A 26,332-nucleotide genomic window follows, 5' to 3' on the forward strand; every position below is an offset into this window, starting at 1 on the left:
GTCGAAGCGCTGACGTCGAAGCGCTGACGGTCGAAGCGCTGACGTCGAAGCGCTGAGCGGCTTGGCCCGTCTTCTCCCGACGGGAACCAATCGCCCCGCTCGTCCGTAGGGATGAGCGGGGCGATCGTCCTTCCGCCCTTTCGTTCTGCCCGACGACCGAGGGGACGCCCATGCAGCAGGTGCCGGACGCGCAGCGGATCCCCGTGTGCTACCGCCACCCGGACCGCGAGACGGGCGTGCGCTGCACCCGCTGCGAGCGCCCCATCTGCCCCGAGTGCATGATCAGCGCCTCGGTGGGCTTCCAGTGCCCCGAGTGCGTCCGGGGCACCACCGACGGCAGCGGGCCCGTGGCCCGTGCCACCGCGCCCCGCACCATCGCCGGAGCCACCGTCGTCGGTGACACCCGGCTGATCACCAAGATCCTGATCGTGCTCAACCTCGCGGTGTTCGTCGCCGTGCGGGCGCGCCGTTCGGTGGGGCTCGACCTGGCGCTGATCGGTGCCTGGCCGCCCGCGCCCTTCACCGCGACGGAAGGCGTCGCGGCGGGCGAGTGGTACCGGCTGCTGACCTCGGCGTTCACCCACGCGGAGTACTGGCACATCGGCTTCAACCTGTTCAGCCTGTGGATCATCGGCAGCCAGGTGGAGGCCGCGCTCGGCCGGGTCCGCTATCTCGCGCTCTATCTGCTCTCCGGCCTGGCCGGCAGCACCCTCGCCTATCTGCTGACGGATCCGGCGACGGCCACGCTCGGGGCGTCCGGCGCGATCTTCGGCCTGTTCGGTGCCCTCGCCGTGCTGCTGCGCCGGCAGAACTACGACATGCGTCCCGTGCTGGTGCTGCTGGCGATCAACCTGGTCTTCACGTTCAGTCCGGGAACCAGCATCTCCTGGCAGGCCCACATCGGCGGTCTCGTCGCCGGTACGGCGCTGGCCTACGCCATGGTCCACGCCCCGCGTGAGCGGCGGGCGCTGGTGCAGTACGGGGCCTGTGCGCTGGTGGGGGCCGTGATCGTCGTAGCCACCCTGTTGAGGACGGCCCAGCTCACCTGAGCGGGCTGTTGTCCACAGCCTGTCGCCAAAGCTGTGCACAGTGTGCGCGAACAGCTGTGCCCCCTGAGCCTGACCCGAGTTTCCGCAGGTCAGGCAGGGGGCGAACAAGATTTCGAGCGAGGCTTCGGGCCGGTCGTTCCGTCACACCGGCGTCAACCTCCAAGAGGTTATCCACAGATCGTCTTTCTTTTCCCCAGCATGTGGAAAGTGGCTGTGGATAACTCAGTGGATACCCCTGGGCAGAGGTGTGTTCAGCGCCCGGAGGCCGTTACTTCCACTGCGTCGAGACGCCGAATCCGGCCGCGATGAACCCGAAGCCGACGACGATGTTCCAGTTGTCGAGACTGTCGATCGGCAGCGATCCGTCGGTCACATAGAAGACGACGATCCAGGCGAGGCCGATGAGGAACATGGCCAGCATGACCGGCGCGACCCAGGCGCGGTTGGTGAGCTTGATGGCCTGCGCCTGCTTGACGGGCGGCGGCGTGTAGTCGGCCTTCTTGCGGATACGTGACTTCGGCACGAGGGTCTCTCCTGTCGATGCGCTGCGTGGCCGCGCAGGGTCTGGGTCGGGCTCGGGGCAGCGTACAAGGGTCCGCCGGGACGAATCCGATTGCTCCCCCGGGCGTCCGTTAGCGTAGTGCTTCCGTGGCGCCGAAGGAGATAAGGGTACGTTGAGCAATTCTGCCGACTCTCCCCAGCCGGGATCCAGTACCGGATCCGGATCCACCACCGGATCCACCACCGGATCCGGTACGGGGCCCACTACGGGAGCCGACAGCGGATCCGGTGGCGGCCGCCGTGGACGTTTCCGTCCCGTGCGGGTGCTCACGGTCGCCGTCTTCGCCCTCGCCGGCCTCCTTTTCATCACCAGTTTCAATACGGCCAAGGGCACCAATATCCGCACGGACACGTCCTTGCTGAAGCTTTCCGACCTGATCCAGGAACGCAGCCGCAAGAACGGCGAACTGGACGAGTCGAACGCCGCCCTGCGCGAGCGGGTCGAGTCCCTCGCCGAGGGCGACGACGGCTCCACCGCCGCCGAGGACGCCAAGCTCGCCGCCCTCGAGGAGAACGCCGGCACCCAGAAGCTCACCGGCGAGGCCATCACGGTCACCCTGAACGACGCCCCGCCGGACGCCACCGCCAAACTGCCCGGCTATCCCGAGCCGCAGCCCGACTACCTGGTCATCCACCAGCAGGACCTCCAGGCCGTGGTCAACGCGCTCTGGCAGGGCGGCGCCGAGGGCATCAAGGTCATGGACCAGCGGCTGATCTCCACCAGCGCCGTGCGCTGCGTCGGCAACACCCTGATCCTCCAGGGCCGCGTCTACTCACCGCCGTACAAGATCACGGCTGTGGGTGACCCCGAGAAGCTGCAGAAGGCGCTCGGCGCGAGCCCCGCGATCCAGAACTACATGGTGTACGTCAATGTCTACGGCCTCGGCTGGAAAGTGGAGGAGAACGGGACGGTGACGCTGCCGGGCTACTCGGGCACAGTGGATCTGCACTACGCCGAGCCCGTGGAGTGACTCCCCTCCGGAGCGTCGGCGCGCGTCGCCGTCAGCACCCTCGGCCGCCCCGGCCGTACACGGCCGTCGTCGACCCCGTCCTCCGCGCCCCCGGGGCCACGACCACCGGCTGATCGTCCGGGCGGACCTGGACGAGACCCAGCCTGTGGACGAAGGCCAACGGGAGGCCCTGCGCCGTTAATCTGGTTCGGGCGGCGTGAGGAAAGATGCCGCAGCACGGACGGAAGGGACGGCATGTACGGCTGGATCTGGCGGCATCTGCCGGGCAACGTGTGGGTGAAGGCGCTGATCTCGCTCGTGCTGGCGCTGGCCGTGGTCTACGTGCTGTTCCAGTACGTCTTCCCGTGGGCGGAACCGCTGCTTCCCTTCAACGATGTGACGGTGGACAACCAGTGAGCGCGCGCATTCTCGTCGTCGACAACTACGACAGCTTCGTCTTCAACCTGGTCCAGTACCTGTACCAGCTGGGCGCCGAGTGCGAGGTGCTGCGCAACGACGAGGTGTCGACCGCGCACGCCCAGGACGGCTTCGACGGGGTCCTGCTCTCGCCCGGCCCCGGCGCCCCCGAGCAGGCCGGCGTCTGCGTCGACATGGTCCGTCACTGCGCGGACACCGGTGTCCCCGTCTTCGGCGTGTGCCTGGGGATGCAGTCGATGCAGGTGGCGTACGGCGGTGTCGTGGACCGGGCGCCCGAGCTGCTGCACGGCAAGACCTCGCTCGTGGAGCACGAGGGCCGGGGCGTCTTCGCCGGGCTGCCCTCCCCCTTCACGGCGACCCGCTACCACTCCCTGGCCGCCGAGCCCGCCACGGTCCCGGCCGAGCTGGAGGTCACCGCGCGGACGCACGACGGGATCATCATGGGGCTCCGGCACCGGGAACTCCCGGTGGAGGGCGTGCAGTTCCATCCCGAGTCGGTGCTGACCGAGCACGGCCACCGGATGCTGGCCAACTGGCTGGCGGAGTGCGGCGACCAGGGCGCGGTGGGGCGGTCCGCGGGGCTCGCCCCGGTGGTGGGCAGGGCCACGGCGTGACCTCGGACTGGTACGGCTCGGAGGGGTACGTGCCGGCGCGGGAGCCGTATGCGCCGTACCCGTCGGAGGAGCCGTACCAGCGGGAGTCGTACCAGGCGAAGTCGCTCCAGGGCGACTCGTACCAGGGCGATTCGTACCAAGGAGAGCCGTACGAGGTCCCCTACGAACCCCCGCGGGACGACGAGACGGTGGCCCTGCGGGTGCCGGCCGTCGCGGACGAGTCCATATCCGGCCCGCTGAGCGCCTCCGAGACCTCCGCGGCAGTCGGACACCCCGGCGGGGGGCGTGCGGCCCGCAGAAAGGCCGCCAAGCGCCGCCACGGGCGTCATGGTGGCGGAGCGGCGCCCGCCGGTACGGCCCCGGAGCCCGAGCGACCGCTCTCGCGGGTCGAGGCGCGCCGGCTCGCGCGGGCACGCAAGCCCGGTCCGGCCGTAGTGGCGAGCCGGGTGATCGGCGAGCTGTTCATCACCACCGGCGTGCTGATGCTGCTGTTCGTCACCTACCAGCTGTGGTGGACGAACGTCCGCGCGCACGCGCAGGCCGGCGCCGAGGCCAGGGACCTCCAGGACGACTGGGCCAGCGGCGAGGGCAAGCCGGACGTCTTCGAGCCCGGCGAGGGCTTCGCGATCCTGCGCATCCCCGAGCTGGACGTGGTGGTGCCGATAGCGGAGGGCGTCAGCAACAAGAAGGTGCTCGACAAGGGCATGGTCGGGCACTACGGCGAGGGCGCGCTGAAGACGGCGATGCCGGACGCGAAGACCGGCAACTTCGGGCTCGCCGGGCACCGCAACACGCACGGTGAGCCGTTCCGGTACATCAACCGGCTCAAGCCCGGCGATCCGATCGTCGTCGAGACCCAGGACACGTACTACGTCTACAAGATGGCCTCGATCCTGCCGGTGACCTCGCCGAGCAACGTCAGCGTGCTCGACCCGGTCCCGAAGGGCTCCGGTTTCACGGCTCCGGGGCGTTACATCACCCTCACGACGTGTACGCCGGAGTTCACGAGCAAGTACCGGATGATCGTCTGGGGCAAGATGGTCGAGGAACGGCCGCGCAGCAAGGGCAAGCCCGATGCGCTAGTCAGTTAAGGGCGGAAGAACAGTGGCAGCGACCACCGACGACACCGAAGAGCACACGGGCGCGGACCTCCCGGACCAGGCTGCCGCACCGCGCCGCCGCCCCGGCCGGATCGCCACCGCGGTCAGCGTCTTCGGCGAGCTGCTGATCACAGCGGGCCTGGTGCTCGGCCTGTTCGTCGTCTACTCGCTGTGGTGGACCAACGTCCTCGCCGACCGCAAGGCGGACAAGGAGAGCGACAAGGTCCGCGACCACTGGGCCGAGTCCCGCGACACCGGCCCGCGCACGCTGGACACCAGGGACGGCATCGGCTTCCTCCACGTCCCCGCCATGGGCGAGGGCGACATCCTCGTCAAGAAGGGCACCACCACCGAGCTCCTCAACGACGGCGTCGCCGGCTACTACACCGACCCCGTCAAGGCGACCCTCCCCATGTCCGGCCGCAACGGCAACTTCACCCTCGCCGCCCACCGCGACGGCCACGGCGCCAAGTTCCACGACATCGACAAGCTCGACGAGGGCGACCCGATCGTCTTCGAGACGAAGACCGCCTGGTACGTCTACAAGGTCTTCGCGACCCTCCCCGAGACCTCGAAGTACAACGTCGACGTCCTCGCCGCCGTCCCCAGGGAGTCCGGCAGGAAGAAAGCCGGCAAGTACATCACCCTCACCACCTGCACCCCCGTCTACACCTCCCGCTACCGGTACGTGGTGTGGGGAGAACTGGTCCGCGTGCAGAAGGTGGACGACGAGCGGACCCCGCCGAAGGAACTGCGCGGCTGACAGCACGGAGCCCCGGCACCCTGGGACAGGGGGCCGGGGCTCCGTCATGTGCGGTGCGGCGGGGCGCTAGCCCATCGTGCCGCCGAAGATGACGGTCCCGCCGTCTCCCCCGTTGCCGTTGCCTCCGCCGTTCTGGTTCTGGCCGAAGCTGACGGTGGTCAGGGTGATCTGCGTCCCCGCCGGGTCGTCGGTCTTCTTGTCGGGCTTCGGGTCCTGGTCCACGACGAAGGCGTTGTCGTTGCCGTCGCCGTTGATCACGACGTTGGTGAAGCCGGCGGCGTTCAGGATCTGCTTGGCCTCGCCCAGCGTCCGGTTGCGGACCTCCGGGACCTGAACCTCGGTCTTCTTCTTCTCACCGATGTTGATCGTCACGCTGGAGCCCGGGTCGACCTCCGTGCCCCGCTCCGGCGAGGTGTTGATGACCTTGCCGTTCTGGCTGTCGTCCTCGGTCGGGACGTTGGTGCAGGTGCCCGTGAGGTTGTTGGCCTGGAGCTGGGCGATGGCCGCGTTGCAGTCCTGGCCGGTGAGGTCGGGGACCGTCTCCTTGGCCTCTTCCTTGGCCACGGTGAGGCTGATGGTGGAGCCCTTCTCCACTTCCTCGCCGAGACCGGGCTCCTGCTCCAGGACCGTGTCCTTGTCCTCCGAGGACTCCTTGTACGTCACCTTGACGGTGAAGTTGTACTCGTCGCCCTCCAGCTCGGCCTTCGCCTCGTCGAGGCTGTCGCCGATCACGCTGGGGACCGCCACCTTGGGCGCGCCCGTCGACAGGACGAGGTTGACGGTCGACTCCTTGTCCACCGTGGCGTTCGCGTCCAGGTCCTGGTCGCAGACCTTGCCCTTGGCCATCTCCTCGCAGGGCTTGGGGTCGAAGGCGACCTTGAGGCCGACGTTGCCGGCTTGCTGCTCGGCCTGGTCCCGGGTGAGCCCGACGAAGTTGGGCACCTTGGCGGTGCTGTTGCCCACCCCGTCGCCGCTGAAGATCCACTTCCCGATCAGGATCGCGCCCACCAGGACCAGTACGGCGGCGAGGACGAGGAGGATCGTGGAGGTGTTGGACTTCTTCTGGCGGCGGCGGTCGGGGCGGTCGTCGTAGCCGAAGCCGCCGTCGTCCGGGTTCATGGGCGGCAGCATCGACGTGGCGCCGGCGTCCGCGGAGCGCATGGCCGTGGTCGGCTGCTCGTCGGGGTAGCCGCCGTAGCCGACCGAACCCATCGCGGCCGTCGCGGCGACGGGCTGGCCGTCGAGGCAGGCCTCGATGTCGGCGCGCATCTCGTCGGCCGACTGGTAGCGGTAGTTCGGGTCCTTGACCAGGGCCTTCAGCACGATCGCGTCCATCTCGGGCGTGATCTCGGGGTCGAAGACCGACGGCGGCTGGGCCTCCTCGCGGACGTGCTGGTAGGCCACCGCGACCGGGGAGTCGCCCACGAAGGGCGGACGGACCGTCAGCAGCTCGTAGAGCAGGCAGCCCGTCGAGTACAGGTCCGAGCGGGCGTCGACCTGCTCGCCCTTGGCCTGCTCCGGGGAGAGGTACTGGGCGGTGCCGATGACGGCGGAGGTCTGGGTCATCGTCATGCCGGAGTCGCCCATGGCGCGGGCGATGCCGAAGTCCATCACCTTGACCTGGCCGGTGCGCGTCAGCATGACGTTGGCCGGCTTGATGTCCCGGTGGACGATGCCGCTGCGGTGGGAGTACTCCAGGGCCTGGAGGATGCCGATGGTCATCTCCAGCGAGCGCTCCGGCAGGAGCTTGCGGCCGCTGTGCAGCAGCTCACGCAGCGTCGAGCCGTCGACGTACTCCATGACGATGTACGGGATCGAGACCCCGTCGATGTAGTCCTCGCCCGTGTCGTAGACCGCCACGATCGCGGGATGGTTGAGCGAGGCGGCCGACTGGGCCTCCCGGCGGAACCGGGCCTGGAAGGACGGGTCGCGCGCGAGGTCCGCGCGCAGCGTCTTCACCGCCACGGTGCGGCCCAGGCGGGTGTCATGCGCGAGGTAGACCTCGGCCATGCCACCACGGCCGAGCACCTGGCCCAGCTCGTACCGGCCGCCGAGGCGACGCGGCTCTTCCATAGCTACCTACCAGCCCTCTCCGTCGGTCCCGACCCGCACATCCGTGCGGGTGGAGGCTGCCGTCCGGGCCCTACCGTACCCGGCTCTCCTTGTGCGACCTGGCCAAGCCCGTCACCCGATACAGGACCGGTATCGCAACGTGCGCCGATGTGAAGGGGACGTGATCGGGGTCACTTCTTGCTGTCGATGACGGCCTTCATCACATCCCGTGCGATCGGGCCGGCCAGACCGCCACCGCTGATGTCGTCACGGTTGGCCGCGCCGTCCTCGACCACCACGGCCACGGCGACCGGCGAGCTGCCGTCGTCGAGCTTGGCGTAGGAGATGAACCAGGCGTACGGCTTCTCGCTGTTGTTCAGACCGTGCTGGGCGGTACCGGTCTTGCCGCCGACGGTGACGCCGCCGATCTTCGCCTTGCCACCGGTGCCCTGCGGGTCGTTGACGACCGCCTCCATCATCTCCTGGAGCTTCTGCGCGGTTTCGCCGGAGACCGCCTGCGACAGCTCCTCGGGCTCGGTCGTCTCGATCGTGTCGAGGTTGGCGGCCTTGAGCTGGTCGACCATGTACGGCTTCATCAGCTTGCCGTCGTTGGCGATCGCGGCGGTGACCATGGCCATCTGCAGCGGGGTGGCCCGGTTGGAGGCCTGGCCGATGCCGTCCATGGCGTTCTGCGGCGCGTTGTCCTCGGGGTAGACGCTCTCCGAGGCGCGGACGGGAGTGTCCAGCTCCTTGTTGTTGTAGCCGAACTTCTCCGCCTGCTCGATCATGCCCTCGTTGCCGACGGTGTCGGCCAGCTTCGCGAAGACGGTGTTGCAGGACACCATGAGCGCGTACTTCAGGCTGGCGTTCTTGCACTCGCCGTGCTGGTTGGTCAGATCGGTCGTGGTCTGCGGCAGCTGGTACGGGTCGGGCGTCCTGGTCTTCTCGTCGATGCCGGAGACGACCTTGTGCTCCAGGGCCGCGGCCGCGGTGACCACCTTGAAGGTGGAGCCGGGCGGGTAGGTCTCGCGCAACGCCCGGTTCAGCATTGGGTCGTCGGGGTTGTTCTCCTTCTGGACGGCCTTCCACGCCTTCTCGTCGTCGGCGGAGGTGCCGGCGAACTTCGACGGGTCGTACGACGGCGTGGAGACCAGCGCGAGGATCTTGCCCGTGGACGGCTCGATCGCGGCGACGGCGCCCTTCTTGTCGCCGAGCCCCTCGAAGGCCGCCTTCTGCGCGGCCGCGTTGAGGGTGGTGACGACGCTGCCGCCCTCCTTCTCCTTGCCCGTGAGCATGTCGAGGGTGGCACGGAAGAAGAGCCGGTCGTCGGTGCCGGTGAGGATGCCGTCCTGGAGCTTCTCCAGCTGGTTCGCGCCGAACGCCTGGGAGGAGTAGCCGGTGACCGGCGCCCACATGGGGCCGTTCACCCAGGTCCGCTTGTACTTGAAGTCGCCGGACTTGTTCTCCACCGAGCCGGTGATGGGCTTGCCGTCGACGATGATGTTGCCGCGCGGGGTCGCGTAGCGCGCGATGTTGACGCGGCGGTTGTCGTCGTCGGTGGCCAGTTCGTCCGCCTTGACGTACTGGAGCCAGTTGTCGCGGATCAGCAGGGTCAGGATGAGCAGCCCGCAGAAGATCGCGATGCGTCGCAGGGGCTTGTTCACGGTCGGACCACCTGGGTCATCTCGGCGTCGGGGTTGGGGGCGGGGGACGGCGCCGGGCGGCGCGCGGTGTCGCTGATCCTGAGCAGGATGCCGATCAGCGCCCAGTTGGCGATGACGGAGGAACCGCCGTACGCCAGGAAGGGCATCGTCATACCGGTCAGCGGGATCAGGCCCATGACGCCGCCGGCGACGACGAACACCTGGAGGGCGAAGGCGCCGGACAGGCCGATGGCGAGCAGCTTGCCGAAGGGGTCGCGGGCGGCGAGGGCGGTGCGCACGCCGCGCTCGGCGATGAGCGCGTAGACCAGCAGGATCGCCATCAGCCCGGCCAGGCCCAGCTCCTCGCCGAAGGTGGCGAGGATGAAGTCGGAGTTGGCGGCGAAGCGGATCAGCTCGGAGTGGCCCTGGCCCCAGCCGGTGCCCAGCGTGCCGCCCGAGCCGAACGCCCACAGCGCCTGCATGGCCTGCTCGGAGTGACCGCCGACGCCCTGGCGGGACAGCGTGTACTCGCGCATCGGGTCGAGCCAGGCGTCCACACGCTGCTGGATGTGCGGCTCGAAGCTCGCCACGCCGACCGCGCCGACCGCGGACATCAGCAGACCGAAGACGATCCAGCTGGTCCGCTCGGTGGCGACGTACAGCATGATGACGAACATTCCGAAGAACAGCAGCGACGTGCCGAGGTCGGTCTCGAAGACCAGGATGAGGATCGAGATCCCCCACACGACCAGGATCGGACCGAGGTCGCGGCCGCGCGGCAGGTACAGGCCCATGAAGCGGCGGCTGGCGAGCGCGAGCGCGTCCCGCTTGACCATCAGGTAGCCGGCGAAGAACACGGCGAGGACGATCTTCGCGAACTCACCGGGCTGGATGGAGAACCCGGCGACGGAGATCCAGATCTTGGCGCCGTAGATGTTCTGGCCGAGGCCCGGCACCAGCGGCAGCAGCAGCAGGAACAGCGCGCCGACCATGGAGATGTAGGTGTAGCGCTGCAGGACGCGGTGGTCCTTGAGGAAGATCAGCACCACGATGAACAGCGCGATGCCCATCGCTGTGTACATCAGCTGGCGCGGCGCCGCGGTGCCGGCCTGGCCGATGGACTGCAGCAGCTTCGACTGGTCAAGGCGCCAGATCGCCACCAGGCCCAGTCCGTTGAGCAGCGTGGCCAGCGGCAGCAGCAGGGGGTCCGCGTACGGCGCGAACTTCCGTACGACGAGATGGCCGACGCCGGCCAGCAGGCCGAGGCCGAGACCGTAGGCCAGCAGGCCGGACGGCACCTCGTCGTTGATGGCGAGGCCCACGTTGGCGTAGGCGAAGACCGGGATGACGACGGCGAAGACGAGCAGCGCCAGCTCGGTGTTGCGCCTGCTGGGCGCGCCGATGGCGCCGATCGTGGACGTGTGGTGCGTCGACGTGTTGGTTGTACTGCTCATCGTGTGACGGGGCCTCTCACGGCTCGCCTACTGCTTACCGCACAGCGAGACGACCTTCTGCTCTTCCTCCGACAGGCTCGGGCCGGGGCTGGGAGTGGCGGTCGGGGTCGGGGTCTTGGACGCGTTCGGGGATGTCGGGGCCGACGGGGTGGGTGTCGGCGATGCCTTGGACGTCAGCGAGGTACGGGTGGTTCCCGTGGTGCCGCCGGCCTCGCCCTCGCCCGTGTTCGCGTTCCGCTCGCTCTCGGCGGCGCGCCGCTCGGCCTGCTTGCGGCATGCGGAGGCCTGCACGGCCAGTTCGTCGATCTTCGCCTGGGCGTTCTTCAGCCCGCCCTCGGCGATCGTCGCCTTGACCGCCTTCTGCTGGTACGGCGGCAGGTACTTGAGTTCGATCTCGGGGTGGTCCTTCTCGACCTTCGACAGCGACACCCAGGCCAGGTCCTGGCTGATGCCGCGGTAGAGGGCGACGTGCTCGTCGTTGGTGCCGACGTAGTACTGGGTCTGCGTCCAGCGGTAGCCGCCGTAGAGCCCGGCGCCGACGACGGCCAGCGCGAGCCCGCCGTACAGCGAACGCTTCAGCCACTTGCGGCCCGAGCGCTCCTTGACGAAGTCCTCGTCGCTGTAGCCGCCGAAGCCGTCGGTGGGGATGAACCCGGTGACGTCACCGGAGCCGGGCGGGCCGAACTCACCGCCGCCGCCGTGCCCCTGCGGTCTGCGGCCGAGGCCGGAGGCGCGTCCGGCCGGGGTCTGCATGATGCCGTTGTCGCTGAGCTGGTTCTGGTTCTCTGCGACCGCTCCCACCACGACGGGCGCGTCCGACAGCTGCCCGGCGAGGGTGTCGCCGGTGTCCAGGTCGAGGACGTCGGCGACGATGACGGTGATGTTGTCGGGGCCGCCGCCGCGCAGCGCGAGCTGGATCAGCTCGTGCACGGTCTCCTGCGGGCCCTGGTAGCTGGCGAGGGTGTCCTCCAGGGTCTGGTGGGACACCACGCCGGACAGGCCGTCGGAGCAGATGAGGTAGCGGTCGCCGGCCCGGACCTCACGGATCGACAGGTCGGGCTCGACGTGGTCGCCGCTGCCGAGGGCGCGCATCAGCAGCGAGCGCTGCGGGTGGGTGGTGGCCTCTTCCTCGGTGATCCGGCCCTCGTCGACCAGGCGCTGCACCCAGGTGTGGTCCTGGGTGATCTGGGTGAGGACGCCGTCGCGCAGCAGGTAGGCGCGCGAGTCGCCGACGTGCACCAGGCCCAGCCGCTGGCCGGTCCACAGCAGGGCGGTGAGCGTGGTGCCCATGCCCTCCAGCTGGGGGTCGTCCTCGACCATCGAGCGCAGCTGGTCGTTGGCACGCTGTACGGCGGCGCCGAGGGAGGTGAGGACGTCGGAGCCGGGGATGTCGTCGTCGAGGGCGACGATGGTGGAGATGGCCTCGGAGGAGGCGACCTCGCCGGCGGCGGCGCCGCCCATGCCGTCGGCGATGGCGAGCAGGCGCGGACCGGCGTAACCGGAGTCCTCGTTGCCCTCCCGGATCATGCCCTTGTGCGATCCGGCGGCGAAGCGCAGTGACAGACTCATGCCCACCTCGCCCGTCGGCTCCGCATGCAGCCGGTCGTGTCGAGCCACACTGCCCACCCTCCGGTCGGGAGCGCGCCGGGGCCCGGGGTGCCGGCCGCCGCTGCGTGCTCGCTCCGCTCGCGCTCATTCATGATGTAGCACTACTTCCGCAGCTCGATGACGGTCTTGCCGATGCGGATCGGCGCACCCAGCGGAATCGGTGTGGGGGTCGTCAGCCGGGCGCGGTCGAGGTAGGTGCCGTTCGTGGAGCCCAGGTCCTCGACGATCCACTGGCCGTCGCGGTCCGGGTAGATCCTGGCATGACGGCTGGAGGCGTAGTCGTCGTCCAGCACGATCGTGCTGTCGTGCGCGCGGCCCAGGGTGATGGTCTGCCCCTGCAGCGCGACGGTGGTGCCGGTGAGTGTGCCTTCGGTCACCACCAGCTTGGTGGGGGCGTTACGGCGCCCGCGGCCGGCGGGCGCGGGCTGCTGGCGCTGCTGGGGCGGCGCCTGGCGTGCGGCCGCTTGCGGCCGGGCGGCGTCCCGTCGCGACCCGCGCTGTGTGACGCGCGTGCCGAACAGATCGCTGCGGATGACCTGCACGGCCACGATCACGAACAGCCACAGTACGGCCAGGAAACCCAGCCGCATGACCGTGAGGGTCAGCTCTGACATTGCCCCCGGATCACCCTTCGGCTTGCCTATAGATAACGGTGGTGCTGCCCACGACGATCCGCGAGCCGTCGCGGAGCGTAGCGCGGGTGGTGTGCTGCCCGTCCACCACGATGCCGTTGGTGGAGCCGAGATCCTGGATCGTCGAGGGCGTTCCGGTCCGGATCTCGCAGTGCCGTCGGCTCACGCCGGGGTCGTCGATCCGCACGTCGGCTTCGGTGCTGCGACCCAGCACGAGCGTGGCGCGGGAGATCTGATGGCGGGTGCCGTTGATCTCGATCCAGTAGCGGGTGCGGCCGCCGGCCGCGGGTCCGCCGGGAGCGGCACCGGGCCGCGGGCCGGCCGCGGGCTGCGGGTAGCCGTAAGCGCCGGGCTGCGCGCCGGCCGGGGGCTGCGGGTAGCCGTAGCCACCGGGCCGCCCGCCGGGCGGCGGCGCCGACGGCATGGGCGGGGCACCGGCGGGCGGTGCGCCCGGTGCGGCGCCGGGCTGCGGGTAGCCGTAGCCGCCGGGCTGCGGGCCGGCCGCGGGGCCGGGAGCCTGGGCCTGGCTGGTGGAGGAGGCGAGGGTGCGGCTGCGCACGCGGTAGAGGCCGGTGTCGAGGTCGTCGGCCTTCTCCAGATGGACCTTGATGGGGCCCATGAAGGTGTACCGCTGCTGCTTGGCGTAGTCGCGCACCATGCCGGCGAGTTCGTCGCCGAGCTGCCCGGAGTAGGGGCTGAGCCGCTCGTAGTCGGGTGTGCTCAGCTCCACGATGAAGTCATTGGGTACGACGGTCCGGTCGCGGTTCCAGATGGTCGCGTTGTTGTCGCACTCGCGCTGGAGCGCGCCGGCGATCTCCACAGGCTGGACCTCGGACTTGAAGACCTTGGCGAAGGTGCCGTTGACCAGACCTTCGAGACGTTGCTCGAACTTCTTCAGGACTCCCATGGGGCACCTCCTCCGTCGCTGTCGTCCTGCGTACTGCTTCTTACCCGGCTGCTTCGTACTTGGTACTGCTTACTGATCGTATCCACGCACCGCTGGATCGGCTGGTTCCCCCTGGTGAACCGGCTGATCGGTGTCGACGGGTGCCGACGGCTGCCTCCAGGTCGCCGCGCGGCTGCCGACTGGTTGCCGACGCCTGCGACAGTTCCCCCCGCGGGCCTCCTTCGAACTCCGCCCGGGCCGCCTGCTGCCATGGATCGTAGAGGCGGCCCCGGACCAGTGTCCCGCACCCGGCTGTGCGCGCGGTCCGGGATCCTGGGAGGACGGGGAGGACCGGTACAGGGTTGATACGTGCCACCGGGAGGCGCGGCCCCGTGGTGGCACCCCGGGGCCCCGGCGGGAACGGATGTGAATCCACCCCGTCCAGCGTGCTAATGTTCTGCGTGTCGGAAGGCGCCGGGCCGAAAGGAACGGAGCCGGAGGGCACACCCAATGCGCGGGTGGCGGAATAGGCAGACGCGCTGGATTCAGGTTCCAGTGCCCGCAAGGGCGTGGGGGTTCAACTCCCCCCTCGCGCACCAGTCGGAAGGACCGGCATCGTGAAAACGATGCCGGTCCTTCTGCGTTCTGCCCTCTCACATCTCTGCCCTCTCCCGCGTCTCTTTGCTCTTCCACGTCTGCTCTCTTCGCTCTTCCACGTCTGCGCTGTCCCGCGTCTCTGTGCTCTTCCACGTCTCTGTGCTCTCCCGTGCTTCCGTGCTCTCCCGGGTCCCGTACGACGGTGAGGGCGCGGTCCCGCCGCACCCTCACCGTCTCTGTGAGGAAGGTCTCAGGGTCCGAGCAGCAGGGCGACCAGACTGTCGACGTGCTCCTCGACGGGGGGCCAGGGGAAGTACGTCAGACCGTGCACGGTGACCGCGCCGTGCAGGGCGGTCCACAGGTGGACGGCGACGCGCTCCCCGTCGGCCTCGCCCACCGCCGCGGACACCGCGTCGCACAGCAGCGCGAAAGGCGCCCTCGCCGATGTCCTGCCGGGCCTGGCCGTTCTCGCCGTCGGGCGGGGACGGCTCGACCGGATGCTCATGGCCGGTACGGCGCTTGCCGCGGGGCTGGCGGTGGTGGTGCTGGCGCTGATGGCCGGGCGGGCACGCGGTGGCCAGGTGCGGGCCGCGCAGACCGAGGGTGCGTCCGGGGACGAGCGGGTGGTCCCCGTGGCGGTGACCTCCTCCGGGCGGGGCACGGCCGGGATTGAGCCACTCCGCCGTCCCCGCACGCCGTCGGCCGCGCTTCAATGGGTACCGGCTTCGACAGACGCCGGCTTTTCGGCGGGCCCTCAACGGGCCCATTGACGGGGGGACTTCGGGGATGACGGGGATCGGTGTGAACGGTGCCGCGGGGGTGGGTGCGTCGGCTGGGGCGGGTTCGTCCACTGGGGTGGCTGGCGTGGCTGGCGTGGCCGGGGTGACTGGGGTGGCTGCCGCGGTGGGTGGTGGCGTGGCGGGGCTGCTGGAGGGGTTGCTGCCCTCCGGGACGGAGGTCTGCGAGCTGTTCGCCGACCCCGACGACATCACCTCCACCCTGTTCCCGGAGGAGGCCGAACTGGTGGCGGGCGCGGTGGACAAGCGCCGGCGCGAGTTCGCCGCGGTGCGGCTGTGCGCGCGTACGGCCCTGGCCCGGCTGGGAGTCGCGCCCGCGCCGATCCTGCCCGGGGAGCGCGGGGCGCCGGGCTGGCCGGACGGGATCGTCGGGAGCATGACCCACTGCGACGGGTATCGCGGTGCGGTGGTCGCCCGCAGCTCGGCGGTCGTCTCGATCGGTGTGGACGCGGAGCCGCACGGCCCGCTCCCGGAGGGCGTCGAGGAGTCGGTGATGCTGCCCGAGGAGCGGGCCACCCTGGCCAGGCTCGCGGCCCGGCGACCGGACATCTCCTGGGACCGGCTGATGTTCAGCGCCAAGGAGAGCGTCTACAAGGCGTGGTTCCCGCTGACCGGCCGCTGGCTGGACTTCAGTGAGTGCGTCATCGACTTCGACGCGGACCGGGGGACCCTCACCGGGACGCTGCTCGTGCCCGGACCGGTCGTGGAGGGGGCGCGGATCGAGCGGTTCAGCGGGCGGTGGGGGGTCCGGGGCGCGGATCAGGGGGCGGGGCGGGGGCATGTGGCGACGGTTGTCGCGGTGATGCCGCGGTAGTGGGGGCCGGCGGGGTAGGCGGAGTAGGCGGGCTGCCGGGTCGGGTGTTGTCCACAGTGAGGGACTTGTCCACAGGGGCCTGACGAGTTTCGGCCACCGGCTGTACGGTCGGCACGCATTGATGTTCGTGTTGATGTTCGTGTCGGGTGTGTGAGCACGGGGGAGGCGGTCGCAGTGACCGAGGCCGGTGCGGGGCGGCGGCTGCCGCGGGTGCGGGGGTTCGCCGAGTGGGCCGACGCCGGGTCGCCCAAGGAGGAGGGCAAGGCGCTGCGGGGCAGCGTGCCGCGTGCCGCGCATGCCTCTCTCGACCTGGACGCCTCCCGGCCCGACGCGGTGAGCGCGGTGGAGGAGTCCAGCCGCGGCCGTATCCCTGAGCTGACGCCGATCAGGGTCGGCAGGATGGCGGCCACACCGTTCGCCTTCCTGCGCGGCTCGGCGGGGCTGATGGGCCACGATCTGGCGCGTACGCCGATCACCGGCATCCGCGCCCAGATCTGCGGTGACGCCCACGCCGCGAACTTCGGGCTGTACGGCGATGCCCGCGGGGGCCTGGTCATCGACCTGAACGACTTCGACGAGACGGTCGTCGGACCCTGGGAGTGGGACCTCAAGCGGCTCGCCGCCTCGCTCGTGCTCGCGGGCCGGGAGGCCGGCGCCGACGAGGACACCTGCCGCGCGGCGGCCCGGGACGCGGCCGGCGCCTACCGCCGTACGATGCGGCTGCTCGCCAAGCTGCCGGTGCTGGACGCGTGGAACGCCATCGCGGACGAAGAGCTGGTCTCCCACACCGACGCCCACGACCTGCTCGGGACGCTGGAGCGGGTCATGGAGAAGGCGCGGGCCAACACCAGCGGGCGGTTCGCGGCGAGGTCCACCGAGCCGGCGCCGGACGGCGGGCGCCGCTTCCAGGACGCCCCGCCCGTGCTGCGCCGGGTCGAGGACGAGGAGGCCGCGGCGGTCGCCGCGTCCCTCGAGGCGTACCTCGACACGCTCTCCGAGGACCGCCTGCCGTTGCTCGCCCGGTACACGGTGCAGGACGTGGCGTTCCGCATAGTCGGCACCGGCAGCGTGGGCACCCGCTCCTACGTCGTGCTGCTGCTCGACCACCGCGGGGAGTCCCTGGTCCTGCAGGTGAAGGAGGCCCGCCCGTCCGCGCTGCTGCCGCATCTGGCCACGGCCGGTCTGGAGGTGCCGGACGTCGCGCACGAGGGCCGCAGGGTGGTGCTGGGGCAGAAGCGGATGCAGGTCGTCAGCGACTTCCTGCTGGGCTGGACCAGCGTCGCCGGGCGGGACTTCCAGGTGCGGCAGTTCCGCAACCGCAAGGGCAGCGTCGACCCGGCCGCGCTCGCCGCCGACCAGATCGACGACTACGCCCGGATGACCGGCGCGCTCCTGGCCCGCGCCCACTCCCACAGCGCCGACCCGCGGCTGATCGCCGGGTACTGCGGCAAGAACGAGGAGCTGGACGAGGCGATCGCCGCGTTCGCCGTCCTCTACGCCGACCGCACCGAGGCCGATCACTCGGAGCTGGTCGCCGGGGTGCGGGCGGGGCGCATCGCGGCGGAGACGGGCGTGTGAGGCCCGGAGACAGGCGGGTGAGCGGCGGAGACGGACGGATGACGGGCGGTACAGGCGGATGACGGGGGCGACAGGCGGGTGACGGGTGGACACAGGCGGGTGACGGGTGGACACAGGCGGGCCAGGGGCCCGGCAGCTGTGTCAGGGCTTGTGGTGCTCGGGGCGGATCGTGGGATTCCGGAGGTCGTGGAGGCGTGGCCTACGCTGGTCGGGTGACGAGCCCGGAAGCTGAGCAGGGTGGTGGCGTGGCCGGTGGGACCGGTGCGGCGCCTGATGGCGTCGCGTCCTCGGAGACGCCCGAGGAGCGGCTGGAACGGGCCGTGCGGGCGGCCGAGCAGGCGCTGATCGAGTTCGAGATCGCGGTGGAGACCTTCCGTATCGAGGTCGACAACTTCTCGCGGCTCCATCACCAGCGGCTCGGCCCCGTCTACGCCCGGCTGGAGGAGCTGGACGCGCTGATAGCCGAGGCCCGCGCGGCCCGCACCGGCGACCCCGAGGACGTGCGCAGGGCGCAGGAGCTGCGCGCCCGGGTGCTGCCGATGCCCAGCGTCGAGGAGCTGTTCCACGGCTGGATGGACGGCGACGGCCTGTTCCCGGAGGCCGCGGCCATGCTCACCGGCCGGCCGGTGCAGCCCCCGCCGCGGGTGCGCCCCAGCGAGGAGGCCCGCAAGCTCTACCGCGAGCTGGCCCGCAAGGCCCACCCGGACCTGGCGCAGGAGGACGGTGAGCGCAAGCGGCGCGAGGAGTTCCTCAGCCGTGTCAACGTCGCCTATGCCCGCGGAGACGAGGCCCAGCTGCGGGAGCTGGCCGCGGAGTGGGCGCAGGGTCCCGCTCCCGCCGAGCGCGGCCCGAGCCGGGCCGAGGAGCTGTACGCCCGCCTCGACTGGCTGGCCCGGCGCAAGGAGATGCTCGCCGTGGTGGCGCGGGAGCTGGAGGAGGGCGCGATCGGCGCGATGCTCCGGCTGGCCCCGGACGACCCCGACCGACTCCTGGAGGAGATCGCCGAGCAACTGCTGGCGGAGGTCGCCAAGCGGGAGGCGGAGCTCGCCGAGCTGAGCGCCTAGGCCAGCCCGAGGTCGGGTAGCGTCGGAGGCATGAGTTTCGGAGCTGGAGTGCCCACGGTCGAGGTCTCGGACCTCAAGGACGACGACTTCCTGCTGGACGTCCGCGAGGACGACGAGTGGCGGGCCGGTCACGCCGAGGGCGCGCTGCACATCCCGATCAGCGAGTTCGTCGCGCGGTACGGCGAGCTGACCGAGGCCGCGCCGCAGGACGGCCGGGTCCATGTGATCTGCCGCTCCGGCGGGCGCTCGGCGCAGGTCACCATGTACCTGGTGCAGCAGGGCGTCGACGCGGTGAACGTCGACGGTGGCATGCAGGTCTGGGAGGCCACGGGCCGCCCCGTCGTCACGGACGAGGGCCGGCCCGGGTTCGTCCTCTGATCAGGAGTGCCGGAAGCGAGAGCCGGCCAGGGAGGACCTGACCGGGAGGACCTGACCGGGAGGACCGGGCAGGGAGGACCGGGCAGGGAGGACCTGACCGGGAGGGCTGGGCAGGGAGGGCCGGCCGGGGGCGGGCCGGCCTCCGGTCAGCGGTCGAAGTCCAGCTCCACCTTCTCCGTCGCGGGATGCGACTGACAGGCCAGCACATACCCGGCCTCCGTCTCCTCCGGCTCCAGCGCGAAGTTGCGGTCCATGCGGACCTCGCCGGAGACGAGGAAGGCCCGGCAGGTCCCGCACACGCCGCCCTTGCAGGCGTAGGGCGCGTCGGGGCGGTTGCGCAGCACCGTGTCGAGCAGTGACTCGCCGTCCTGCACCGGCCAGGTGCCGCCGCGGCCGTCGAGCCGCGCGGTGACCGTACTGTGCGCGGGGGTGCTGCCCTGCGGTCGGGGCGCGCCTTCGGAGTCCACATGGAAGATCTCCTCGTGGATCCGGGTGCGCGGCACCCCGAGGCCGCGCAGCGCCCGCTCGGCCCCCTGCACCAGCCCGTAGGGCCCGCACAGGAACCAGCCCGCCACCTCGTCCACCTTCAGCAGCGCCGGCAGCAGTCCGGTCAGCCGCTCCTCGTCCAGTCGGCCCGAGGGCAGGCCGGCCTGCTGCTCCTCCCGGGAGAGGACCGTGACCAGCTGGAGCCGCTCCGGGTAGCGGTCCTTCAGGTCGGCGACCTCTTCCAGGAACATCGTCGAGGCGGCCGTGCGGTCGCTGCGTATCAGGCAGAACCGGGCCTCGGGCTCGCGCGCCAGCAGCGTCGAGACGATCGACAGCACCGGGGTGATCCCGCTGCCGCCGACGACCGCCGCGTACAGTCCGGGCGCCGGGTCGAGCGTGAAGCGGCCCGCCGGAGTCATCACCTCCAGCTCGTCGCCGAGGTTCACCTCTTTCAGCGCGTACGTCGAGAAGGCGCCGCCGTCCACCAGGCGCACCCCGACCCGCAGCGTGCGGGGGCCGTCGTCGCCGGGCACGGGGGCGGGGGCGCAGATCGAGTACGTCCGCCGGACCTCGACCCCGTCGACCAGCCGCCGCAGCGCCAGATGCTGGCCGGGCGTGTACCGGTAGGCCTCGCGCAGCTCCGGGGGCACGGCGAAGGTGAGGGCGACGGAGTCGTCGGTGAGCCGGTCGACCGCGGCCACCCGGAGCGTGTGGAAGCGCGCCATCACAACTCCTTGAAGTGGTCGAAGGGTTCACGGCAGGACAGGCAGCGGCGCAGGGCCTTGCACGCCGTGGAGGAGAAGCGGGTGAGCAGCTCGGTGTCGGCGGAGCCGCAGTGCGGGCAGCGGACGGGGTCCGACGCGAGGTCCGGCTCGGCCGTGCGGGTGGGGCCGAGCGCCACCGCCACCGGTCCGGCGTCCTGGCGTACGCGCGGGGGCGCGATGCCGAACTCCCGCAGCTTGCGGCGTCCTTCGGGCGATATGTCGTCGGTGGACCAGGCGGGCGACAGGACGGTGCGGACGGTGACCTCGCGCACCCCGTGCTCGTGCAGCGCCCGTTCGATGTCCGCCGACATCGTCTCCAGGGCCGGGCAGCCGGTGTAGGTCGGGGTCAGCTCGACCTCGACCGCGTCCGTGCCCCTTACGTGCACCGCGCGGAGCACGCCCAGCTCCTCCAGGGTGAGCACCGGCAGCTCGGGGTCGGGCACCGACCCGGCGACGGCGAGGAGTTCGGCCTCCAGCGGGGTGAGGGTCACCATGACGCCCCCGGGTGGCTGCGGTGCAGATGCTGCATCTCGGCGAGCATCCGCCCGAAGGACTCGGTGTGCAGGCCCTCCCGGCCGGCTCCGGCCGCCCAGGCGCCGGTGCGTGGGCCCTCGGGGACGGTCAGGGTCGCCCGCGTCAGCACGTCCTCGACGGCGGCCAGCCAGGCGGTCTCCAGGGCCTCGCCGTCCACCTCCAGGCCGTCCACCGGCCGGAACATCTCGCCGGTGAACCGCCACAGCGCGTCGCAGGCCCGCTGCATGCGCTCATGGCTGACCTCGGTGCCGTCGCCCAGGCGCAGCGTCCACTGCTCGGCGTGGTCGCGGTGGTAGGCGACCTCCTTGACGGCCTTCGCGGCGAGCGGCGCGAACGGGCCGTCGCCCGCGGCCAGTTCGGCGTACAGCAGGTGCTGGTGGACGGAGAAGTACAGCTGGCGGGCGATCGTGTGGGCGAAGTCGCCGTTGGGCTGCTCCACCAGCTGGAGGTTGGTGAAGGCGCGCTCCTCGCGGAGGTAGGCCAGTTCGTCCTCGTCACCGGCCATCGACAGCAGCACCCGGGCCTGGCCGAGCAGGTCGAGCGCGATGTTGGCGAGGGCGACCTCCTCCTCCAGGACGGGGGCGTGGCCGATGCCTTCGCCGAGGCGGTGGGAGAGCACCAGCGCGTCGTCGCCGAGGGCGAGCGCGGCCGTCGTGGGGATCGTGGCGGTCACAGGCGCTTCGCTCACAGGTGCTTCACCCCGTCCGGGATCTCGTAGAACGTCGGATGCCGGTACGGCTTGTCGGCGGCCGGCTCGAAGAACGGGTCCTTCTCGTCCGGCGAGGACGCGGTGATCGCGGAGGACGGCACGACCCAGATGGAGACGCCCTCACCGCGCCGGGTGTACAGGTCGCGGGCGTTGCGCAGGGCGAACTCCGCGTCCGGCGCGTGCAGGCTGCCGGCGTGGGTGTGGGAGAGTCCGCGCCGGGAGCGGACGAAGACCTCCCACAGGGGCCAGTCGTTGGTGGTCATGCTCGCGCCTCTCCGTTTCCGCCGGCGTGCTTGTCCGCGTAGGCCGCGGCCGCCTCGCGCACCCACGCACCCTCCTCGTGGGCCCGCCTGCGCTGGTCGATCCGCTGTTCGTTGCACGGGCCGTTGCCCTTGAGGACCTCCCAGAACTCCGTCCAGTCGATCTCGCCGAAGTCGTAGTGCCCCCGCTCCTCGTTCCACTTCAGGTCCGGGTCGGGCAGGGTCAGGCCGAGCGACTCCGCCTGCGGGACGCAGATGTCGACGAAGCGCTGGCGCAGCTCGTCGTTGGAGTGGCGCTTGATCTTCCAGGCCATCGACTGGGCCGAGTGCTGCGACTCGTCGTCGGGCGGGCCGAACATCATCAGCGACGGCCACCACCAGCGGTCCACCGCGTCCTGGGCCATCTCGTGCTGCTCGGGCGTGCCGATGCTGAGGGCCAGCAGCAGCTCGTAGCCCTGGCGCTGGTGGAAGGACTCCTCCTTGCAGACACGGACCATCGCGCGGGCGTACGGGCCGTAGGAGCAGCGGCACAGCGGCACCTGGTTGGTGATCGCGGCGCCGTCCACCAGCCAGCCGATCGCGCCGACGTCCGCCCAGGTCAGGGTGGGGTAGTTGAAGATCGAGGAGTACTTCTGGCGGCCGCTGTGGAGCTTGTCGAGCAGATCGTCGCGGCTGGCGCCGAGCGTCTCCGCCGCGCTGTACAGGTACAGCCCGTGGCCCGCCTCGTCCTGGACCTTCGCCATGAGGATCGCCTTGCGGCGCAGCGAGGGCGCACGGGTGATCCAGTTGGCCTCCGGCTGCATGCCGATGATCTCGGAGTGGGCGTGTTGCGCTATCTGGCGCACCAGCGTCGCGCGGTAGGCGTCCGGCATCCAGTCGCGCGGCTCGATGCGCTCGTCGTCGGCGACGGCGGCGTCGAAGACGCGCTGGAACGCCTCGGTGGCGGCGTCGGTGCCGTCCGGGGCGTCGTGCGCCGGTGTGCGGGCCGTCTGGTGCGCGGCTGCTGTCGCCATGAGGTCCCCCTCGACCATGGGTTCTGCGCTGAGCTTCTCCCGACCGATCGTTCGGTCCGTGCGATTCCATGGTGGGACGGGCGCCGTAAGGTGTCAACCGTTGTGGATAACCGGCCGGCCGCGGGTCCGCTGCGGGGTGTGCCCGGCGGGTGGTCCTGAGTAGCGTGTCCCGCCGGACCGGCAGCACACGCTGGGCCGATCGGCCGGCTGGACCGGCTGGGTCGACAGGAAGGCTGAGCCGGCTGGAGCGGCTGGGTCCGTAGGACCGGCTGAGCCGGCTGGACCGGCCGGACCGCAGGCAGGGCACTAGGCATCGGGGATTCAGGTCGTTATGGACGCGCACGGGTCGAAGGACGCGGACACCGGGGGCACCGCGGACACCGGTGTCCGCCCCGCCCCGACCGACCCCATGGACGCGCGGCCCGCCGAGTCCGGCCCCGCCGAGCCCGTCGGACGCGGCGCTGGGAGCGAGCCTGCCGGGCCGGCTGCGAGGGCTGCGGGGAGGGCCGCCCCGGAGGATGCCGAGCCCGTAGGACGCGGCGCTGGGAGCGAGCCTGCCGGGCCGGCTGCGGAGGCTGCGGGGAGGGCCGCCCCGGAGGATGCCGAGCCCCTCGGACGCGGCGCCGGGAGCGAGCCCGCCGTCGCCGGCACGTTCCCCACCGGGCCCGTGGACCTCGTGCCGCCGCCGCTTCCCCCGGCCCGCCCCTCGACGGAACCAGCGACCCGGCTCGTCGCCGGGCCGCTCTTCGCGCCCGATCCGTCCCCTGCCCTGCCCGGTGTCGGGGACGGGCGGCGTACAGGGGTCGCCGCGTTGGCTCCGAGGTATCAGGTGGGGGTCGCGCTCGCGCTCGCTGTGGTGGCTGTGGCCGTGTGCGTCCACCTGGGGATGGTGTTCCTGCATGTCGCGCCGTCGAACACGGTGTCGAAGAAGCATGCCAAGGTGATCGACGAATGGGTGTACCCGGAGTTCGAGCAGAACTGGAAGCTGTTCGCGCCCAACCCGCTGCAGCAGAACATCGCCGTACAGGTCAGGGCCCAGGTCCGGACGGCGGACGGCGAGCGTCGGACCACCGGCTGGCAGGACCTGTCGGCGCAGGACGGTCGCGCGCTGGAGGGGAATCCGCTGCCGAGCCACACACAGCAGAACGAACTGCGCCGGGCCTGGGACTTCTTCCTCGCCACGCATGACGCCGACAACCGCGCCACGGGCGAGCGCGGCCTGCTCGCCGAGTCGTATCTGCGCCGGATCGCGGTGCTGCGCCTGGACCGGGCCGGCGCGGTCGGCCCGGGCGGCACGGTGGAGATGGTCCAGCTGCGCTCCCGTACGACCAACGTGCCGCCGCCGGACTGGAGCGAGGAGAAGGTGTCACTGAAGCCGATGCACCGGGTGCTCGCCTGGTGGACGGTGTCGGCGGACGAGGCCGAGGGGGTCACGGGATGAACCGGTTCTCCCTCGCGGTCTCCGGCGCGATCGCCCGGGTCACGGAGGCCGCCCTCGGCCCGTACCAGACGGCCGTCATCCGCATCGGCTTCGCCGCGACCTGGCTGCTGTTCCTGCTGCGCGAGTTCCCCCACCGCCATGAGCTGTACGGCCCCGACGGCCCGTGGAGCTGGGACCTCGGGCGCCGGCTGATCGACCTCAACCACGCCTTCACCGTGCTGATGTGGTCGGACGGCGGCCTCTGGTTCGAGGCCGTCTATCTGCTCGCCGCCCTCTTTGCCGCCCTGCTGATGCTGGGCTGGCGCACCCGCGCCATGTCCGTGCTGTTCCTGGTGGGGGTGCTGTCCCTGCAGAACCGCAGTGTCCTCATGGGCGACGGCGGCGACAACGTCCTGCACCTGATGAGCGTCTACCTGGTGTTCACGCGCTGCGGTCAGGTGTGGTCGCTGGACGCGCGCAGGGCGCGCCGCACCGCCGCGGCACACGCGCGTGGCGAGCGGGTGGCGGACCGGGCCGGGCCGGTGCTGTGGGGGCTGTCCGGGCTGGTGCTCGTCGCCTCGACCCTCGCCGGGAAGCTCGGCGAGGACTGGATGCTGAAGGTGACCGAGTCCGGCGGCGCGAGCGCTCCCGAGCAGGTGTGGACCTTCCTGGTGTCGGCGGTCAACGGCCCCGGGATGGTGCCCGCGCTGCTCTGGTCGGCCTGGGCCGCGCAGGGACTGTGGTGGCTGGTCGCCCACCGGGCCGGCAGCGCGCAGCCGCGCATCATGCTCGACGTGGTGGCGAACATCCTGCACAACGCCGCCCTGCTGGTGATCATGGCCGAGGCGTGTCTGATCTACGCCACCGCCGGCTGGTACAAGATCCAGGGCTCGCGCTGGCAGGACGGCACGGCCGCCTACTACCCGCTGCACCTCGACTACTTCTCGCCCTGGCCCGCGCTGGGCGACCTGCTGTCGGCGAACGGCACCCTGGTGATGCTGGTGACCTACGGGACCGTGCTGGTCCAGGTCGTCTTCCCGTTCACCCTGCTCAACCGGCGGCTCAAGAACGTCCTGCTCGCCGTCATGATCACCGAGCACGCGGTGATCGCCGTGGTGCTCGGACTGCCGTTCTTCTCGCTGGCCATGATCGCGGCGGACGCGGTCTTCCTGCCCACGACCTTCCTGCGCCGCCTCGGCGCCCTCGCGGCACGCGCGCGTGGCCGGCTGCTCCGGCGTACAGGGCGCTCAGGGCCGCCCGACCGGCCCGCCGGCGAGCCGCTGCCCGAGCACCCGGCCCCCGCGGGCGTCACCCGCACGTAGGCTGCTCGGCATGAACGACCCGGTGGACGCCGCCAACGACCCGCTGAGCGACCCGAGCGGCCCGGTGGGCGCCGCCGACGACGCCGCGCCCGCCGCGAACGACCCGGTGAGCGCATGGCACCGCCTGGCCGGGGAGGGCACCGTCCTGCTCGACGGCTTCCACGCCCTCAAGCACGCCCTGCGCTTCGGTGCCGAGGTGCCCGTCGCGGTGACCGCCGACCGGACCGCGGCCCTCGCCCTGGCCGACGAGCTGGCCGCCGACGTGCGCCCCGCGCTGGAGGCGCTGCTCACCGAGGTGACGCACCCGGCGTACACCTCGCTGGTGCCGCGCCCGCACCCCACGGCGGTGGCCGCGCTGGCCGTACGGCCCTCCCGGGCGGCCAACCTCGCGCGGCTCGCGCACTCCCCGCGCAGTGCGCCGGTCGTGGTCCTCGACAACCCGCGCAACCTCGGCAACGCGGGCGCGGTGATCCGTCTGGCCGCCGGCTTCGGCGCGACCGGCGTCGTCACCACCGGCACCCTGGACCCCTGGCACCCCACGGTGGTGCGTGGCGGCGCGGGACTGCACTTCGCGACCGCCGTGGAGCGCCTTGAGGTGGCCGACCTGCCCTTCGGGCCCGTCTTCGCGCTGGACCCGGAGGGCGACGACATCCGGGGCGTGAAGCTCCCGGACGACGCCGTCCTCGCCTTCGGCTCAGAGCGCAGCGGCCTGTCGGCCGAGCTGCGCGCGCGTGCCGACCACCTGGTGGCCCTGCCGATGCGCCCGCAGGTCTCCAGCTACAACCTCGCCACCAGCGTGGCGATGGCCCTGTACCACTGGAGCCTCGCCAAGGTGTGAGGTTTCCG

At 71.1% G+C, this 26,332-nt stretch carries 26 protein-coding genes and 1 tRNA gene; 14 read left to right on the forward strand and 13 right to left on the reverse strand.

Annotation, left to right across the window (positions count from 1 at the left end; genetic code table 11):
- The first annotated feature begins 170 nt into the window (after positions 1–170).
- Entirely contained in the window at positions 171–1,049 is an 879-nt protein-coding gene (locus tag ACIGXJ_RS10845) for a rhomboid family intramembrane serine protease (RefSeq protein WP_399643020.1), read from the forward strand.
- Between the two features lie 268 nt (positions 1,050–1,317).
- Here the strand turns inward: ACIGXJ_RS10845 and crgA are convergent, their stop codons facing one another.
- Positions 1,318–1,572, reverse strand: coding sequence for a cell division protein CrgA (gene crgA / locus ACIGXJ_RS10850; RefSeq protein WP_399643022.1), 255 nt, complete (start codon positions 1,570–1,572; stop codon positions 1,318–1,320).
- A gap of 151 nt (positions 1,573–1,723) precedes the next feature.
- Here crgA and ACIGXJ_RS10855 point away from each other — a divergent pair, with 151 nt between their 5' ends.
- The 5 genes from ACIGXJ_RS10855 (at position 1,724) to ACIGXJ_RS10875 (ending at position 5,475) form a co-directional block, all read left to right on the forward strand.
- Positions 1,724–2,581 carry a DUF881 domain-containing protein gene (locus ACIGXJ_RS10855; protein WP_399643023.1) on the forward strand — a complete coding sequence of 286 codons (858 nt, stop codon included), beginning with the start codon at positions 1,724–1,726 and terminating at the stop codon, positions 2,579–2,581.
- Positions 2,582–2,815: 234 nt separating this feature from the next.
- Positions 2,816–2,977, forward strand: coding sequence for a hypothetical protein (locus ACIGXJ_RS10860; protein ID WP_399643025.1), 162 nt, complete (start codon positions 2,816–2,818; stop codon positions 2,975–2,977).
- A complete protein-coding gene (locus ACIGXJ_RS10865; RefSeq protein ID WP_399643027.1) occupies positions 2,974–3,612 on the forward strand; it encodes an aminodeoxychorismate/anthranilate synthase component II in 639 nt (212 codons plus the stop codon). The genes ACIGXJ_RS10860 and ACIGXJ_RS10865 overlap by 4 nt, the downstream gene beginning before the upstream one ends.
- Entirely contained in the window at positions 3,609–4,703 is a 1,095-nt protein-coding gene (locus tag ACIGXJ_RS10870; RefSeq protein ID WP_399643029.1) for a class E sortase, read from the forward strand. The genes ACIGXJ_RS10865 and ACIGXJ_RS10870 overlap by 4 nt, the downstream gene beginning before the upstream one ends.
- 13 nt (positions 4,704–4,716) lie before the next feature.
- Positions 4,717–5,475, forward strand: a complete 759-nt coding sequence (locus ACIGXJ_RS10875; RefSeq protein WP_399643031.1) for a class E sortase — start codon at positions 4,717–4,719, stop codon at positions 5,473–5,475.
- 66 nt (positions 5,476–5,541) lie between these two features.
- On the opposite strand, the gene pknB is transcribed toward ACIGXJ_RS10875, so the two are convergent.
- From pknB to ACIGXJ_RS10905, 6 genes are all read right to left on the reverse strand, one after another.
- Positions 5,542–7,548 (reverse strand): Stk1 family PASTA domain-containing Ser/Thr kinase, encoded by a 2,007-nt coding sequence (gene pknB, locus ACIGXJ_RS10880; RefSeq protein ID WP_399643034.1) that lies wholly within the window; start codon positions 7,546–7,548, stop codon positions 5,542–5,544.
- A gap of 170 nt (positions 7,549–7,718) precedes the next feature.
- Complete coding sequence (locus ACIGXJ_RS10885; protein ID WP_399643036.1) at positions 7,719–9,191, reverse strand: penicillin-binding transpeptidase domain-containing protein; 1,473 nt, start codon at positions 9,189–9,191, stop codon at positions 7,719–7,721.
- Complete coding sequence (locus ACIGXJ_RS10890) at positions 9,188–10,624, reverse strand: FtsW/RodA/SpoVE family cell cycle protein (protein WP_399643038.1); 1,437 nt, start codon at positions 10,622–10,624, stop codon at positions 9,188–9,190. Before ACIGXJ_RS10890 ends, ACIGXJ_RS10885 begins: the two co-directional genes overlap by 4 nt.
- A gap of 27 nt (positions 10,625–10,651) precedes the next feature.
- On the reverse strand, positions 10,652–12,193 hold the full coding sequence (locus ACIGXJ_RS10895; protein WP_399643040.1) for a Stp1/IreP family PP2C-type Ser/Thr phosphatase: 1,542 nt from the start codon (positions 12,191–12,193) through the stop codon (positions 10,652–10,654).
- A 140-nt stretch (positions 12,194–12,333) separates the two neighbouring features.
- Positions 12,334–12,846, reverse strand: coding sequence for an FHA domain-containing protein (locus ACIGXJ_RS10900; RefSeq protein WP_399643042.1), 513 nt, complete (start codon positions 12,844–12,846; stop codon positions 12,334–12,336).
- Positions 12,847–12,856: 10 nt separating this feature from the next.
- Positions 12,857–13,771 (reverse strand): FhaA domain-containing protein, encoded by a 915-nt coding sequence (locus ACIGXJ_RS10905; protein ID WP_399643044.1) that lies wholly within the window; start codon positions 13,769–13,771, stop codon positions 12,857–12,859.
- A gap of 491 nt (positions 13,772–14,262) precedes the next feature.
- Between ACIGXJ_RS10905 and ACIGXJ_RS10910 the strand changes: the two genes are divergently transcribed.
- Positions 14,263–14,349: transfer RNA gene (locus ACIGXJ_RS10910), tRNA-Leu, on the forward strand.
- A gap of 248 nt (positions 14,350–14,597) precedes the next feature.
- Here ACIGXJ_RS10910 and ACIGXJ_RS10915 read toward each other — a convergent pair.
- Entirely contained in the window at positions 14,598–15,008 is a 411-nt protein-coding gene (locus tag ACIGXJ_RS10915; protein WP_399643047.1) for a TetR-like C-terminal domain-containing protein, read from the reverse strand.
- A 230-nt stretch (positions 15,009–15,238) separates the two neighbouring features.
- Between ACIGXJ_RS10915 and ACIGXJ_RS10920 the strand changes: the two genes are divergently transcribed.
- The 4 genes from ACIGXJ_RS10920 (at position 15,239) to ACIGXJ_RS10935 (ending at position 18,978) form a co-directional block, all read left to right on the forward strand.
- Positions 15,239–15,958 (forward strand): 4'-phosphopantetheinyl transferase, encoded by a 720-nt coding sequence (locus ACIGXJ_RS10920; RefSeq protein ID WP_399643049.1) that lies wholly within the window; start codon positions 15,239–15,241, stop codon positions 15,956–15,958.
- Between the two features lie 174 nt (positions 15,959–16,132).
- On the forward strand, positions 16,133–17,536 hold the full coding sequence (locus ACIGXJ_RS10925) for a DUF2252 domain-containing protein (protein ID WP_399643051.1): 1,404 nt from the start codon (positions 16,133–16,135) through the stop codon (positions 17,534–17,536).
- 212 nt (positions 17,537–17,748) lie between these two features.
- Positions 17,749–18,600: a hypothetical protein gene (locus ACIGXJ_RS10930; protein WP_399643052.1), complete on the forward strand. Its 852-nt coding sequence runs from the start codon at positions 17,749–17,751 to the stop codon at positions 18,598–18,600.
- A 48-nt stretch (positions 18,601–18,648) separates the two neighbouring features.
- Positions 18,649–18,978, forward strand: coding sequence for a rhodanese-like domain-containing protein (locus ACIGXJ_RS10935; protein WP_399643681.1), 330 nt, complete (start codon positions 18,649–18,651; stop codon positions 18,976–18,978).
- 146 nt (positions 18,979–19,124) lie between these two features.
- On the opposite strand, the gene paaE is transcribed toward ACIGXJ_RS10935, so the two are convergent.
- Genes paaE through paaA form a run of 5 tightly spaced genes read right to left on the reverse strand, consistent with a single transcriptional unit; the run spans position 19,125 to position 22,744 of the window.
- A complete protein-coding gene (gene paaE / locus ACIGXJ_RS10940) occupies positions 19,125–20,189 on the reverse strand; it encodes a 1,2-phenylacetyl-CoA epoxidase subunit PaaE (protein ID WP_399643054.1) in 1,065 nt (354 codons plus the stop codon).
- On the reverse strand, positions 20,189–20,722 hold the full coding sequence (paaD, locus tag ACIGXJ_RS10945; RefSeq protein WP_399643056.1) for a 1,2-phenylacetyl-CoA epoxidase subunit PaaD: 534 nt from the start codon (positions 20,720–20,722) through the stop codon (positions 20,189–20,191). Before paaD ends, paaE begins: the two co-directional genes overlap by 1 nt.
- Positions 20,716–21,435 (reverse strand): 1,2-phenylacetyl-CoA epoxidase subunit PaaC, encoded by a 720-nt coding sequence (paaC, locus tag ACIGXJ_RS10950; protein ID WP_399643685.1) that lies wholly within the window; start codon positions 21,433–21,435, stop codon positions 20,716–20,718. Before paaC ends, paaD begins: the two co-directional genes overlap by 7 nt.
- Before the next feature lie 11 nt (positions 21,436–21,446).
- Positions 21,447–21,734: a 1,2-phenylacetyl-CoA epoxidase subunit PaaB gene (gene paaB / locus ACIGXJ_RS10955; RefSeq protein WP_399643058.1), complete on the reverse strand. Its 288-nt coding sequence runs from the start codon at positions 21,732–21,734 to the stop codon at positions 21,447–21,449.
- Complete coding sequence (paaA, locus tag ACIGXJ_RS10960) at positions 21,731–22,744, reverse strand: 1,2-phenylacetyl-CoA epoxidase subunit PaaA (RefSeq protein WP_399643060.1); 1,014 nt, start codon at positions 22,742–22,744, stop codon at positions 21,731–21,733. The genes paaB and paaA overlap by 4 nt, the downstream gene beginning before the upstream one ends.
- Positions 22,745–23,153: 409 nt before the next feature.
- Between paaA and ACIGXJ_RS10965 the strand changes: the two genes are divergently transcribed.
- From ACIGXJ_RS10965 to ACIGXJ_RS10975, 3 genes are read left to right on the forward strand one after another with little or no spacing between them, the layout of a single operon-like run.
- Positions 23,154–24,185 (forward strand): DUF5819 family protein, encoded by a 1,032-nt coding sequence (locus ACIGXJ_RS10965; protein ID WP_399643687.1) that lies wholly within the window; start codon positions 23,154–23,156, stop codon positions 24,183–24,185.
- Entirely contained in the window at positions 24,182–25,486 is a 1,305-nt protein-coding gene (locus tag ACIGXJ_RS10970) for an HTTM domain-containing protein (RefSeq protein ID WP_399643062.1), read from the forward strand. Before ACIGXJ_RS10965 ends, ACIGXJ_RS10970 begins: the two co-directional genes overlap by 4 nt.
- A gap of 10 nt (positions 25,487–25,496) precedes the next feature.
- Entirely contained in the window at positions 25,497–26,324 is an 828-nt protein-coding gene (locus ACIGXJ_RS10975) for a TrmH family RNA methyltransferase (protein ID WP_399643064.1), read from the forward strand.
- Positions 26,325–26,332 lie beyond the last annotated feature (8 nt).

Origin of the sequence: Streptomyces sp. NPDC053367 (assembly GCF_044545925.1) — a bacterium.
In the GTDB taxonomy this organism is placed as follows: Bacteria; Actinomycetota; Actinomycetes; order Streptomycetales; family Streptomycetaceae; genus Streptomyces.

What these genes read in the sequence shown, in the direction of transcription:
- ACIGXJ_RS10900 (WP_399643042.1), bottom strand. Translation starts at nt 12,846, where the DNA reads ATGTCAGAGCTGACCCTCACGGTCATGCGGCTGGGTTTCCTGGCCGTA.
- ACIGXJ_RS10895 (WP_399643040.1), bottom strand. Translation starts at nt 12,193, where the DNA reads ATGAGTCTGTCACTGCGCTTCGCCGCCGGATCGCACAAGGGCATGATC.
- paaA (WP_399643060.1), bottom strand. Translation starts at nt 22,744, where the DNA reads ATGGCGACAGCAGCCGCGCACCAGACGGCCCGCACACCGGCGCACGAC.
- pknB (WP_399643034.1), bottom strand. Translation starts at nt 7,548, where the DNA reads ATGGAAGAGCCGCGTCGCCTCGGCGGCCGGTACGAGCTGGGCCAGGTG.
- paaB (WP_399643058.1), bottom strand. Translation starts at nt 21,734, where the DNA reads ATGACCACCAACGACTGGCCCCTGTGGGAGGTCTTCGTCCGCTCCCGG.
- ACIGXJ_RS10970 (WP_399643062.1), top strand. Translation starts at nt 24,182, where the DNA reads ATGAACCGGTTCTCCCTCGCGGTCTCCGGCGCGATCGCCCGGGTCACG.
- paaE (WP_399643054.1), bottom strand. Translation starts at nt 20,189, where the DNA reads ATGGCGCGCTTCCACACGCTCCGGGTGGCCGCGGTCGACCGGCTCACC.
- ACIGXJ_RS10860 (WP_399643025.1), top strand. Translation starts at nt 2,816, where the DNA reads ATGTACGGCTGGATCTGGCGGCATCTGCCGGGCAACGTGTGGGTGAAG.
- ACIGXJ_RS10890 (WP_399643038.1), bottom strand. Translation starts at nt 10,624, where the DNA reads ATGAGCAGTACAACCAACACGTCGACGCACCACACGTCCACGATCGGC.
- ACIGXJ_RS10975 (WP_399643064.1), top strand. Translation starts at nt 25,497, where the DNA reads ATGAACGACCCGGTGGACGCCGCCAACGACCCGCTGAGCGACCCGAGC.
- ACIGXJ_RS10965 (WP_399643687.1), top strand. Translation starts at nt 23,154, where the DNA reads ATGGACGCGCGGCCCGCCGAGTCCGGCCCCGCCGAGCCCGTCGGACGC.
- ACIGXJ_RS10845 (WP_399643020.1), top strand. Translation starts at nt 171, where the DNA reads ATGCAGCAGGTGCCGGACGCGCAGCGGATCCCCGTGTGCTACCGCCAC.
- paaD (WP_399643056.1), bottom strand. Translation starts at nt 20,722, where the DNA reads ATGGTGACCCTCACCCCGCTGGAGGCCGAACTCCTCGCCGTCGCCGGG.
- ACIGXJ_RS10905 (WP_399643044.1), bottom strand. Translation starts at nt 13,771, where the DNA reads ATGGGAGTCCTGAAGAAGTTCGAGCAACGTCTCGAAGGTCTGGTCAAC.